Origin of the sequence: Paenibacillus sp. BIHB 4019, assembly GCF_002741035.1 — a bacterium.
Classification (GTDB): Bacteria; Bacillota; Bacilli; order Paenibacillales; family Paenibacillaceae; genus Pristimantibacillus.
The window spans coordinates 1,951,528-1,965,676 of the sequence record NZ_CP016808.1 but is presented as its reverse complement, the minus strand read 5'-3'; the positions used below and the strand labels follow the sequence as shown (position 1 = coordinate 1,965,676).

Sequence of the window (14,149 nt, the reverse complement as noted above, 5' to 3'; positions counted from 1 at the left end):
CCTATTCCTGCGTATGATTGGTGTACAAGTGCAGCTTGCTTGCGTACATCAATCATTAGGAGGGATTTTTGCCATGGGCGTTTCCCGCAAAACACTGGCCCGCGAGCAGAACCAAACCGCTTATTTGTTTCTGCTGCCGTGGCTGATTGGCTTTTTCTGCATGACGGCTGGGCCGATGCTTGGCTCGCTGTACCTGTCCATGACCAAGTACAATTTGCTGTCCCCGCCATCATGGATTGGGATGGATAACTACGTACAAATTTTTACGAATGACAGCACATTTACAGGCTCATTATGGCTAACCTTCAAGTACGTATTCATATCCGTGCCGCTCAGGCTGGCTTTTGCACTGCTTGTAGCAGTGGCGCTCAATAAGGGCATCCGGGCACTGGGCATTTACCGGACGATTTATTATATCCCGTCCTTGCTTGGCGGCAGCGTTGCCATTGCTATCGTATGGCGGCAAATATTCGACGGTACTGGTGCTGTGAACGAGGCGCTCGCTTGGCTCGGCATCAAAGGCCCGTCATGGATTGCCCATCCAGATTACATTGTATATACGATTGTTACGCTGTCAGTATGGCAGTTTGGCTCGGCGATGGTCATTTTTCTAGCGGGGCTCAAGCAAATTCCCGCCGATCTTTACGAAGCGTCCCAGGTGGACGGGGCGAGGAAGTGGAATCAGTTCGTCAGCATTACGCTGCCGATTTTGACGCCGGTTATTTTTTTCAACCTCATTATGAGCGTCATTCATTCATTTCAGGCGTTTACGCCGGCTTTCGTCATCGGTGACGGCCGCGGCGGCCCGCTTGATGCGACGATGTTTTATACGCTGTATTTGTATTTGAAGGGCTTCTCCTTCTTCGATATGGGCTACGCCTCGGCGCTCGCCTGGATTATGCTGCTCATTATTGGAGCGTTGACGGCGATTATATTCGTGACCTCGAAATACTGGGTGTTTTATGGAGACAACAAGGACGGGAGGTAAGGGCAAAGGATGACAAACCGCATGAAATATGGGCAAGTACTAAGGCATGTGCCGATCATCGTCATGGGTCTGCTGATGATCTACCCCGTTCTATGGCTGATCAGCAGCTCCTTCAAGCCGAACCAGCTGATCTTTTCCGATCCGGGCATCTGGCCAAGCTCGTTTACGCTGGAAAATTACGTGAATGGCTGGCGCGGCTTCCAAGGCATCAGCTTCAGCCGTTTTTTCGCCAACTCTTTTGCAATATCGCTCACGAGCGTGCTTGGAAATGCGATTACCTGCTCGCTTGCCGCTTTTGCTTTTGCCAGATTAACCTTTAAGTTCAGCAAGCTATGGTTTTCGCTGATGCTGGTTACGATTATGCTGCCTTATCATGTGACACTGGTGCCGCAATATGTCATTTTTAACGAGCTGCATTGGATTAATACGTATTACCCGCTGGTGCTGCCAAAATGGCTGGCGACGGATTCGTTTTTTATTTTGCTCATGGTCCAGTTTATCCGGGGCATTCCGCGCGAGCTTGACGAAAGCGCGACGATTGACGGATGCAGCCAAAAACAAATTTATTTCCGTATTATTCTTCCGCTGCTCGTCCCGGCTCTGATTACGACGGCCATCTTTACGTTTATATGGACATGGGATGATTTTTTCAGCCAAATGATTTATTTGAGCGATATTCGGCTGTTCACGGTGCAGCTGGGCATTCGGGCGCTGTTCGACCCATCGGGCTCCTCGGATTGGGGTGCGCTGCTCGCGATGTCTGCGCTGTCGCTGCTTCCCATAACTGCGGTTTTCCTGACGTTCCAGCGTTATTTTCTGGAGGGTATTGCAACGACGGGCTTGAAGTAGCGGCCTCATGGCTAGCAATCGGCCTGTTAACGATATGGCGATAACGCGATCCGAAAAAATTGCAAATGAACTGCCGAAATAATGAAAGGCGCTACGGCTAAGGTTTACAGTAAGATGGCGTTGTAAGCGTTTTACTCGAACGATATTATCGAAAATGGGGGAGATTGGCATGAAGCGGCGTATTCTATTTTCAATGCTGGCAGCATTAATGGTCCTTATGACGGCATGCTCGGGTGGTACGGGAGCAGGAGGAGCAGCATCTGGCACTAGTGGAGAGGGCAAGACAGATGGGGAGGGTGCTGGCAGCGGCGCTGGAGGGCAGGAACAGGTAGAGCTGCGCATTATGTGGTGGGGAGACCAAGGGCGGGCTGACCGTACAAATCAGGTGCTGGAACTATTCCAGAAAAAAAATCCAAGCATTAAGGTGCAGGGCGAGTTCGCGCCTTCATCCGGTTATTTTGACAAGCTGAATACCCAGCTCGCATCGGGTACGCCGGCGGACGTTTTTTTCCTTGGCGGCAACGTTGTCGATTATGCCAATAAAGGGGTTTTGCTGGAGCTTGACCCGTATGTAGGCAAAGAGCTGGATTTGACGGATATGGATGAATCGATGGTGGAGTATGGAACGCTGGGCGGCAAGCTGCTGCATATATCTGCTGGCGCGAATGCGAGAGGCATCCTGATTAATACGAAGCTGTTCGAGAAAGCGGGCATTGCGGTGCCTCAGGATGGCTGGAGCTGGGACGACTACGCCGCCATTAGCAAGGAGCTTTCTGAAAAGCTGGGTGACGGCGTATATGGCACCTATAATTTTACGGTAGATGGCATGGATATTGCGCTTAAGCAAAATGGCGCGCAGCTTTACAACATGGCAGAAGGCAAGCCAGGCTTTACAGAAGAGCAGGCGCTGAGCTGGTTTAAATACTGGGAAGCGACAACGGCGGGAGGCGGCGTCGTGACGCCGGAGCTTGCCGTATCGAATCCGCCGAGCGATCCTAGCAAATCGTTGATCATCACGGGCAAGGTTGCGATGAGCCTTATTCCATCCAACCAGTTTGCAGCGTATCAAGGGCTGACGGAGGATACGCTCACGATGGTGCAGCTGCCTAGAGGCGAGAAGGGAACGGGTGTCGTATTCGAGTCGAGCCAAGGGCTGTCGGGCTATGCGAAAACGGAGCATCCGAAGGAAGTCGCAATGCTGATCAACTTCTTCATTAATGATGCAGAGGCAGCGAAGGTGCTCGGCAATGACCGCGGCGTTCCCGTTACGTCCAAAAATCGAGAGGCGCTGCAGGCTGAAGCGAGCGACGCAGACCGCATCGTTTATGATTATACGAGCCGCGTTTCGGAAGCGACAAAAACCGAGCCTTTCGCAGTCAGCTACAATCCTCCGGGCTTCGCAGAGTTTTCCAAGCTGGCGGAGACGACGGTTCAGGAAATCGGTTTTGGCCGTAAAAAGGTAGAGCAGGCAGTTGCCGATTTTTACAACGGCACGCTGCAAATTTTTGCGAAAAACCAATAAGCAATAAGGCCATGCTAGCCTGCTAATTGGAATATCAATAGGTTCATTCGGGCTGCCGTCAGGCAGCCTGCTGTTGTCAGAGCCGATAAGGGCGGAGAAGGGGCTAAGGTCGGCATGCGAGTGTGCTCGCGCATTGTAACCTAGAAGGTGCCAATTGGAATCGTTCATTTTAGTAGAAAGCGGGGCGGCATTTATGGAAGAAAAACTGCTGGAACGGCTTAGGAGCAAGTCTGCAAAGCATATATGGGGGCAGGGGAGCAAAACCTCCGACCAATCGTTAATAAGCGAGTGGGAAGCTGGCGGAGTGAAATTTGCTGCAGCCGAAGGACGGCTGGAAAGCGTACATGAGGAGGCTATGCGCCGCTTGCTGGACTGCATCGTGCCGACGGGCGGCAATCCGGAGCCGATTTTGCATGAGGGCGGCGTCTACTTAGGCTGCTGGCTGGAGAGTACAGGGACGATTAACGCAGAGCTGCTGTCCCGGTTTATTCCATCTGTATCGGAGACAACATATCTCTCCTTTGCCGCGTTTCAGCGGGAGGATGGCTTATTTCCGTACAAAATAACGGAGAATGGGCCGTCATACCGGCAAATACAACTGGTGACGCCGCTCGCCCGCAGCATCTGGAACCATTATGCGCTGCATGGCCGGGACAAGGCTTTTTTACAAACGATGTATGACGCTATGTCTCGTTATGACGACTGGCTGGCGGCTCACCGCGATACGAGAGGGACGGGCTGTGTAGAAGCGTTCAGCACATTCGATACAGGCCATGATTTGTCGCCCCGCTTCTGGCATGTGCCAGATACGCCGCATTTGGGGGATGCGGCGCATTGTCAGCCGGATTCTCCGATTTTGCCATTTTTGGCTCCTGACCTAACAGCTAATGTATACTGCCAGCGGCAGTATTTGGCGTTAATAGCGGAGGAGTTGGGACTGCCCTCCGAGCAATGGAAGCGGAAGGCGGAGGCCTCGCTTGCAAGCCTGTTCGACTATTGTTTTGACGAAGCGGATCATTTCTTCTATGACCGCGACCGCCAGAATGAGCTGGTAAAGGTGCAGTCGGACGTGCTGCTGCGGGTTATGGCCTGCGAGGTGGGCGACCGCCGTTTTTTTGATACGATGCTAAGGCGCTATTTGCTTAATACGAGCAAGTTTTTTGCTAAATTTCCGTTTACGTCGATGGCAATGGATGATCCGCGTTTTGATCCGTTTTCCAGCTATAACAGCTGGGGAGGATCGACTAACTTTCTTAGCATCATTCGCGCTGCCCATGCGTTCGAGAAGCATCAGCGTTATGTAGAGCTCACTTGGGTTATGTATCCGCTTGTGTCGGCAATGGCTAATATGACGCGGTTTTCACAAGCGCTTAGCCCATGGACGGGGGTGGAGGGCTATACGGAAACGTATTCGCCAGCGATACTGAGCGTGCTGGATTATGTAGAGCGATTGTGTGGCATTTTGCCTGCGCCAGATGGAACACTGTGGTTTACGGGGCTGCTGCCTTATGCGATGGATCATGGCGATGAGCCGGCAGGCGGAAGCACAGCCTACAGCAGAACCGTGGATGGCTTGGCGTTTGAGCTGCTCAATACTCGGGAGGAGTCTGTCATTTATTTAGATGGGAAGGAGCATATGCGTTTCCCGTTCGGCATTCGCGCCGTTACGGATCGGGCAGGCAGGCTGAGCCGCTTGATCGGCATGAGCGTTAGGACGATTAAAGGAGTTGTCCACTACGATGGAGCGGAGCTCGCTTTGGAGATTAAAGGGAATGAACAGCTTCATTATACAGAGGGGCGTTTAGAAAAAGAGCTGGATATTGGCATTGTTTACCCAGCCTATAGCTGAAGGAAAGCAGCAGAATCCAATTGGGCCTCATTTAGCGGCATAGGCAATAATAAAAAGCTCCAACATACTTAGTGGCTGCTGCTACGGCGGCAGCTTTGCTATGAAAACCGGATTTTTAATCAAAAAAGACGGTTTTTTTGCTATTATTTCACAAAAAACAACGTTAGTATCAAGTTGAAAGCGTATTCAACTAATTGCTATAACCATTAAACATAGAAGCAGGGAGGGATGAAGGCCTCATAACGAACAGACAGCTTAGGATCGTACAGCAGGATGCGGTATTTTGTAAACGCTTACTTAATATTGAGGCTAAAAAACGGATACGCAGTTTACCCGCAAGCCGAACCTTGTTGCAATGAATAAACATTTCAATTGAGAAAATGGGGGGAATCCTTTTATATGTTAAGAAGTAAAAAAAGGCTAATGTTTCTGCTGCTTGCCGCAGCGGTTTTATGGACCACTATTTTGCAGGGGCTGCCGCTTGGATCGCAGACAGCCTACGCAAACACAGTAGAACAGCTTGTGAAGAAATTTGACTTTGGCACAGCCTCAAGTCCTGTCAAGGAAGGCTTTATCGGCGTAAGCGAATCGCAGCTGTATACGGCTGCGGCTGGTTATGGGCTGAGCGTCGCGTTGGCTTCCCGGAACCGCTCCGGCGGAGATGAGCTGACGAATGATTTTGTCCTCGGAACCTCATTTTCCTTTTATGTGGATTTGCCTAATGGCGAATATGATGTCACCGTGTATTCGGGCGATTTGCTGACGGGCACAAGCTCGACTAAAACGAATATTGCTTTGGAGGGAGTCGCTGCCGGAACGCTTTCTACACGCCAGGCGGTCGTTCATGGCACGTACCGGACCACGGTAAATGACGGGCAGCTGACGGTCGATATTTCGGCGACTACGGGCTACGCTTATTTGAACGGCATCGTCATTGAACAGGTAGTCGCAGCTGCTCCTGAGGCGCCGAGCGGGCTTGCCGTGACACGCGTGACGCCGCAGGATGTGACACTCGCGTGGAACTCGGTAACCAATGCGGCCCGTTACAAGCTATATCGCTCGGAGGGCGCTGCCGCTCCTGTCCTTGCGGGTGAAACGGCAGCTGCCTCCTATGTGGATACGGCTGTTGCAGAAGGGAGCAGCTATAGCTACTTCGTCGCTGCCGTCAGTGCGGCTGGGCTGGAGTCGGCCTTAAGCGCCCCTACCGCGGCGGTAACCATACCGGCGCTTACGGCTCCAGCCGCGCCGAGCCAAGTCAGCATCAGCGCCGTGCAGGCTTCGGCGGTTGTGCTGGGCTGGACGGTTGTCGAGGGAGCGGAGGGCTACAAGGTGCTGCGTGCCGATGCGGCAGCAGGGCCGTTTGTAGAAATTGGCCAAACGACGGTGCCTGCCTATACGGATGCGGGCGTCGACACGTCTGCGGCGCATTATTACACTGTGAAAGCTATTAACGTGCGCGGGGAATCGGAAGCTTCCACGGTTGTGGAGAGCGCTGTCTATGTGCCGCCTGCTACACTGCCGGAAGGCGATACCATTCGCTTCGATTTTGGATCGGGCGAGCTTGCTGACGGCTATGTCCGTGTAACAGCCGAGACCGCCTATACATCTGCGCTCAAATACGGCTTTACTGACATTTCCAATGTCGGCTCTGGCAACCGTGGAACCTCTGATCCGCTGCGTTCGGATTTTGTTACACCGAATAATGGGGTCTTTAACGTCGATTTGCCTAATGGCGACTATACGATTTCACTCATTGCGGGTGATGCGACCGAAGCATCCGAAATTGCGATTAAGGCCGAAACGATTCAGAAGGTGCAGCTGACCAGCAAAGCAGCTGGCCAATATCTGGAGATGGACTTTCAGCTGGCGCTTGTAGATGGGCAGCTCAATCTTGCATTTACGGGGTCCGCGCCCAAGCTGAATGCTCTTGTTATTAAGAAGCAGCAGGAGCGTCAGGCTGGAGAGCGGCAGGCGGTATATCTTGCGGGGGATTCTACCGTTCAAACCTATGATCCCTATTGGGAGCCACAGGCTGGCTGGGGCCAAATGCTGCCGCGCTTCTTCAGCAATGATGTTATTTTCAAAAATCATGCCATTGGCGGCCGCAGCTCCAAATCCTTTATTGTAGAGGGCCGTCTGGATGAAGTATTGCGGACGATTCGTCCAGGGGACTATTTCCTTGTCCAATTCGGCCACAATGATGCGACGATTAGCGTTCCTGAGCGCTATGCTTCGCCAGCCGATTACAAAAACTATTTGAAAACCTACGTTAACGGTGCCAGACAGCGGGGCGCGACGCCGATCCTCGTAACGCCGATGGGCCGCCGCGATTTCAATGCGGATACAGGCATTTTTAATATTAGCTTTCCAGAGTATGTGCAGGCCATGAAAGAGGTAGCTGCCGAGCTGAATGTGGAGCTGGTTGACCTGAGTGCGCTCAGTATCGCCTACTACAACTCCATTGGCCCGCAAGCTTCCTTGTCTGTATTCCTTCATGTGGAGCCAGGCATTTATGGCGCTTTCCCGAATGGCTCTGCGGACAATACGCATTTCCAGGAATACGGGGCCATTCAAATCGCTCGTCTGCTGGCAGGAGGCATTGAACAGCTTTCGGTGCCGCTGGCGGATTATGTCCGCGAAATTGCACAGCCTGATGCTGTGCCAGATGCACCAGCTCATCTCGTTGCAGGCAGTGTCAGCAATGCCGGTGCTGTGCTGAAATGGAGCGCTTCGGACAACACCGATATTTATAAAATTTACCGCAAGCTGGCTTCCGAGCCTGAATCGGCTTACGCCATGATTGGGACAGCGACGGTGCCAACCCTGACCATTGGCGGAATGCTGGAAGGAAAGTCTTATACCGTGCGGGTAACGGCTGTTAATGGCCGCGGCGAATCGCTGCCATCCAGCGAAGTATCGATTACGACCAAATCGGCGCAGTACCGGTTTGATTTCGGACCGGTAGGAGCTCCTGTTGCTGCGGGATATACCGAAATTACGCGCAATGTGCTTTATACGCCTGCGCTCGGCTATGGGCTAACGAACAGCACAGGCATGATTGACCGCGACCGGGGGGCGGGAACGGACGACCTGAGACGCGATTTCGTGGCTTATTTCAATGCCAGCTATGAGTTCAAGGTCGATTTGCCGAACGGTTCCTATTCGGTCAAAACGTATACGGGCGATTGGATTGGCTCAACACGGACCAATGTCAATATTGAAGGGGCCGACTACGGCACGATTACGTCCGGCAAGGAGTCTATTGCTGAGCGCGTATTCAATCAGATTGCCGTGAAGGATGGTCAAATGAACCTCGTATTCAGCGGCCAAACGGCTCATTTGAATGGTCTGGAAATTACGCCGCTGCTGCTGGCGCCGACAGGTCTAGCGCTGACGGAACTGGAGCTTGAAAATGAATCTGTAACGGCTGCCCTGGCATGGAACGCTGTGGAAGGCGCATCGTCCTACCGCGTCTATCGCCAGGCTGCTGTAGCCGCTAGTGCAGAGCTTTTGACCGAGACGGCAGCGCTTAGCTTTGCCGATATGACAGCTGATGTCGGTCTGAATTATGTGTATACGGTGACAGCCGTTGACTATACGGGGCTTGAATCGGTAGCCTCCAACGCACTTGCTGTGTCGATGGTTGATCCGAATGTGCCAACGGCAGCCATACCGACAGGCTTGACGCTTGTGGAAACGAATAAAAATGATCTGACATTCCGCTGGGATGCGGTCAGCAATGCGAAAGTGTTCTATATTTACCGGGCAACCAAGGCGGATGGCGATTATACGTTAATTGGCAAGTCCGCAGAAGCAGCCTATACGGACACAACGGTGCTGACGACGATTCCTTACTATTACAAGGTTGCATCTGTGAATGCGGGCGGCATTTCTGAGCTGTCCCAAAGCTTGGAGTCGCCTGCCGTGACGACTTTGTATCGCAATATGGAGTATTTGGACCGTGCCCCGGTTGCGGTGAAGAAGGCTGAGGGCAACTACATTGGCTGGCGGATGCTTGGGCTTGATCCATCATCCATCGCCTTTAATGTGTACCGCGATGGCAGCAAAGTGAATGCGGAGCCGATTACAGGCAGCACGAACCTGCTCGATACGGAAGGAACAGACAGCTCTGTTTATCAGGTGACGGCTGTTCTGAACGGCGTGGAGAAGCCGGCGACTGAAGATTTCGGCGTGTGGACCCAATCGTATCTGTCCATTCCGCTGCAAAAGCCAGCCGATGATTATACAAAGGATGGCCAGCCTTACACGTACAATGCGGGCGATGCGAGCGTTGGCGATCTTGACGGGGATGGCGAGCTGGAAATTGTGCTCATGTGGACACCGTCCAACAGCAAGGATAATTCTCAGGCGGGCTATACAGGCATCGTCTACATGGACGCCTACAAAATGGACGGCACACGGCTATGGCGCATTAATATGGGGCCAAACATCCGATCGGGCGCCCATTATACGCAATTTATGGTTTACGATCTTGATGGAGATGGACGCGCTGAAGTCACGATGAAAACAGCCGATGGAACGATTGACGGCCTGGGCCGCGTCATTGGCGATCCGAGTGCCGATCACCGCAATAGCAGCGGCTACGTGCTGCTGGGGCAGGAATTTTTGACCGTATTCAATGGTTTGACTGGCGGTGCACTGGATACGGTCGCATATGATCCACCGCGCGGCGATGTCAGCGCCTGGGGCGATGCATATGGCAATCGCGTCGATCGTTTTCTTGCGGGCGTCGCCTATTTGGATGGTGAGCATCCGAGCGTTATTTTCAGCCGCGGCTACTATACAAGAACGGTATTGGCTGCCTACAATTTCCGTGACGGAAAGCTGACACAGCAGTGGAAATTTGATTCAAACACCGAAGGCTATGGTTCTTATGCCGGGCAGGGCAACCACAACCTGTCGATTGGCGATGTAGACAACGATGGCAAGGATGAAATTACGTTTGGCGCGATGGCGATTGACGATGACGGTAAACCGCTTTACAACACAGGGCTAGGTCATGGCGATGCTCTGCACTTTGGCGATCTGGACCCTACGCGTCCGGGGCTTGAAGTGTTTGGTGTACACGAGCATACGGATTCCAAGTACGGTATGGAGATGCGGGATGCAGCGACTGGGGAAATCCTTTGGGGCGTCTTCACCGGCATAGATACCGGACGCGGAATGTCAGCCGATATTGACCCGAACCATATTGGGGAGGAAATGTGGTCGGCTACAATTACAAATGCACAGCATATTCCGATTACAGGACTATACAATGCACGCGGTGAGCTGATTACAACGAATATCCCTACCTCGACCAACTTCGGCGTATGGTGGGATGGCGATTTGCTGCGCGAGCTGCAGGATGACAATCGGATCGACAAGTGGGATTACACGAATGAAACAACGGTTAACCTTCTTACGGCGACAGGCGCTTCTTCGAACAACTCGACGAAGGCCAATCCGAGCTTGCAGGCCGATCTATTCGGCGATTGGCGCGAGGAAGTAATGTGGCGTTCTACAGACAGCTCGGAGCTTCGCATTTATACGACGACCGATGTAACCGAGCATCGGATTAGAACACTGATGCATGATCCTGTCTATCGCCTTGGCATTGCATGGCAAAATGTAGCTTACAATCAGCCGCCGCACACCAGCTTCTATTTGGGAGCAGGCATGGAGGAGCCGCCAATGCCGCGCATTCAGTATGTGGGCGCGCCGCAGGAAGAGGAGGATACAACCCCTCCTGTTATTGCAGGCTTGCCGCCGCAGCAGATGACCGAAGCGGACAGCTGGACGGTGGCGGTAACGGCAGAGGACCCGGAATCGGGCATTCGGAGCCTGACGCTTTCCTTTGACGGCAATCCAGTGGTAAATGGCGACGTTCTGTCCATGGCTGGCCGGGCTGGAACGCATACCTTTACAGCGACAGCGGTCAATGAGGCCGGGCTGCAAACGACGAAAACCGTCGTCATTACAGTGACAGGAGCCGAGAAGGCAACGGAAATTCCGGGCAAGCCGGTGCTGTCTGACAATAACGGGCATGACAACGGGCTGCTGGATGGCAGCTACAAAATTACGATGAATTTGTGGTATGGGCAAAATGGTACGGTATATAAGCTGTATGAGAATGGGGAGCTCATTGCTAGCAAGGTATTAACGGACAACTCGCCGTCCGCACAGTCGGCGTCTGTAGATATTGCCGGAAAAGCAAACGGTACGTATACGTACACTTGCGAGCTGACTAATTCCTTCGGTACGACGAGCTGTACCCCTCATACTGTAACGGTTAAGGATGCTTTTCCCGGCCAGCCAGTGCTGTCCAATGACAACTGGGACGGGGATGGCAGCTACAAGGTGACGATGAACATGTGGTGGGGAACGAACGCCACCGAATACCGTTTGTATGAAAATGGGACGCTTATTGATACGCAGACGCTGACGGCTAGTACGCCTGGCGCGCAAAGCGCATCTACGACTATAACGGACCGCGCTGTAGGCACTTACACTTACCGTGTTGAGCTATCCAACGATAGCGGCATCACGGAAAGCAGCCAAATGGAGGTTAACGTAACCAAATAGGAAGAGCAGCAGCCTGCCTTGGCCGGATCAATCCGGCAAAGGCAGGCTGTTGGCATTGAATTGGATTTTAATGCATCTTCACAGCCGAAGGTATGGGAGCTGATTGAAAGCTTGTTCGGAAAAGAGGATTCGTGATAGCCAATCTGACGTTCATCTTCACTTATTGTAAGGTTCAGCTTAACGGGGCTATCGGCGAAAAATGCGCCGCGGAGCGTAACTGTCAACTTTTTACCCCACCTGCAGTTTTGATCAAATCTGCTTAATAAGCACGGAAAGCCACCGAAAGTAATCGGCGGCCAGATTGTAGGCGATTCACTATAGTTCTCAGTTAGTTGAATTAAGTACCCCAATCTACGGGGCAGATTCCAAATGCAATTATAAGCGTTCATTAATTTTGATCAACAATTCCTTTAAGATTTGTTTCTCATCTTCGGAAAGGACTTGAACGATTTCGTCCTCCACTTTTTGAAAGGATTCATTAAAATCTTCAATCAATTCAACGGCCTTTGGCAAAACATAAATATTTTTTTGTCGTTCATTATTGACTGGGATTTTCCGCTCGATGAATCCTCTTTGCTCAAGACCTTGAAGCATAGCTGTGATGCTAGCCCCGCGTAGATGAAACCGATCAGCAAGATCCCTCTGAATTAATTCAGTTTCTTGGTTTTCGTAGATATAGCCAATTATTTTTCCTTGTTGAGCGTTTAACCCTAACTCTTTTATGCTCTCGTCCGCTTTTTTCTTTAACTTAAGCCCAATAACCTGAAACAAATCCAGATAAGGCGTATTCTTGTGAGGCTTCATGAGCGTACCTCCTCATATTATTAGAAAACTAACTGTTAGTAAGTAAACTATACAAATATCCTCCTTTCATGTCAATTTAATATTAGCTTGTTGACAGTTAGTTAACTAACAGTTATGATTCGAATTGTTATAAGACGTATCCAAGGAGGATAACAATATGATGAATGTAGTTCAAAGCTCTTCGGCGGAAAAAATTACTGCTATTACGAATGTGCGTATTTTCGATGGAGAAAAAGTAATAGAATCAAGGAGTATTGTCATCAAAGGGGAAACCATTTTTGCAGTAGGTGGCGACATTCCGGCGAATGCAACAATCATCGATGCTGAGGATGCAACATTATTGCCGGGCTTAATTGATGCGCATGTTCATACTTCCATCGGTGGATTACGGGATGCATTAAATTTCGGCGTGACAACAGAAATCGAAATGAACGGTGACTTTACAGAAAGAGGACGGGCGATTCAATTGAAAAATACGGATGATATCGCCGATGTCCGTTCTGCAGGTACGGCAGTCACCGCTCCTGGTGGTCACCCGGATGAATTGCTGCCAGATGGGGATGAGATTCCAGATTTCGTATTAAAGGAATTGGAGAAGTTATCGAAGGATGACCGGGAAGCTATGCTAGCTGCTTACGCCCACGATCACGAAGAAGTGCCACAAGTAACAACGGTGGAAGAAGCGATTAAACATGTTCATACCCAGGTGGAGAATGGAGCAGACTATGTAAAAATTATGATAGAAGAAGGAACAGTCATGGGCGCTCCTGGACTGCCTGTTTTAAGCGACGAAATTCTAAAAGCAGCCGTGGAAGAAGCCCATAAATTCGATAAAATCGTCATCGCCCACGTCTTGACTGCTAATTCTTCCCAAACCGCCATCGATCTTGGCGTAGACGGATTGGGCCACCTGTTTATCGACAGGCCCGATTACACGCCGGAGCTAGTGCAATCCATCGTCGATTCTGGCGCGTTTGTTACACCGTGCTTGGTTTTGAACTCATCCATTCTTGGGAATCCAGCATCGCAATTGGCGAATGACCCACGTGTTCATTCCAAATTAAGTCCGGAATGGATCGATATTCTGAACTCAAGCTTTAATACTTTCCCGCAAGGCAATATAGAAAATAGCTTTAAAAATGTGATGGATCTTCACAGGGCCGGTGTAGATATTCTGGTTGGGACGGATGTCGCCCCCGTCCCCGTTCCGAACCTTGGCGGCCTTGCTCATGGAGCCAGCGTACATCACGAATTGCAATTGCTGGTGACAGCCGGGTTCACTCCAACAGAAGCACTTCAATCGGCTACCTCCAAACCGGCCCGCCGGTTCGGTCTTTATGATCGTGGCCGTATCGCCGAAGGTGCCCGCGCTGACCTAGTACTGGTGAATGGCGACCCGACTACCAACATCTCGGATACCCTGTCTATTAAAGCTATATGGTTCAAAGGTGTACAAAAACAAAATTGATTATTTCCAATTATCGTAGCAGGGCACTCTACTTCGAGGAGTGCCCTGAAGTATAACTGTTTTAATTTAGCTTCGATCCTCTTT

The 14,149-nt window shown here is 51.3% G+C and carries 7 protein-coding genes; 6 read left to right on the top strand and 1 reads right to left on the bottom strand.

Features of this window, described 5'->3' with window-relative positions; all coding sequences use genetic code 11:
- The first annotated feature begins 73 nt into the window (after positions 1–73).
- From BBD42_RS08270 to BBD42_RS32655, 5 genes are all read left to right on the top strand, one after another.
- Positions 74–988 (top strand): carbohydrate ABC transporter permease, encoded by a 915-nt coding sequence (locus BBD42_RS08270; protein ID WP_099517773.1) that lies wholly within the window; start codon positions 74–76, stop codon positions 986–988.
- A gap of 9 nt (positions 989–997) precedes the next feature.
- Positions 998–1,837: a carbohydrate ABC transporter permease gene (locus BBD42_RS08265; RefSeq protein WP_056035168.1), complete on the top strand. Its 840-nt coding sequence runs from the start codon at positions 998–1,000 to the stop codon at positions 1,835–1,837.
- Between the two features lie 169 nt (positions 1,838–2,006).
- Complete coding sequence (locus tag BBD42_RS08260) at positions 2,007–3,359, top strand: ABC transporter substrate-binding protein (RefSeq protein ID WP_099517772.1); 1,353 nt, start codon at positions 2,007–2,009, stop codon at positions 3,357–3,359.
- Positions 3,360–3,552: 193 nt separating this feature from the next.
- Positions 3,553–5,208 carry an MGH1-like glycoside hydrolase domain-containing protein gene (locus tag BBD42_RS08255; protein ID WP_099521519.1) on the top strand — a complete coding sequence of 552 codons (1,656 nt, stop codon included), beginning with the start codon at positions 3,553–3,555 and terminating at the stop codon, positions 5,206–5,208.
- A 399-nt stretch (positions 5,209–5,607) separates the two neighbouring features.
- Complete coding sequence (locus tag BBD42_RS32655) at positions 5,608–11,793, top strand: rhamnogalacturonan lyase family protein (protein ID WP_269467260.1); 6,186 nt, start codon at positions 5,608–5,610, stop codon at positions 11,791–11,793.
- A gap of 375 nt (positions 11,794–12,168) precedes the next feature.
- Here the strand turns inward: BBD42_RS32655 and BBD42_RS08245 are convergent, their stop codons facing one another.
- Positions 12,169–12,597: a MarR family winged helix-turn-helix transcriptional regulator gene (locus BBD42_RS08245; protein WP_099517771.1), complete on the bottom strand. Its 429-nt coding sequence runs from the start codon at positions 12,595–12,597 to the stop codon at positions 12,169–12,171.
- Positions 12,598–12,754: 157 nt separating this feature from the next.
- Between BBD42_RS08245 and BBD42_RS08240 the strand changes: the two genes are divergently transcribed.
- A complete protein-coding gene (locus tag BBD42_RS08240) occupies positions 12,755–14,065 on the top strand; it encodes an amidohydrolase family protein (RefSeq protein WP_099517770.1) in 1,311 nt (436 codons plus the stop codon).
- Positions 14,066–14,149: the final 84 nt, after the last annotated feature.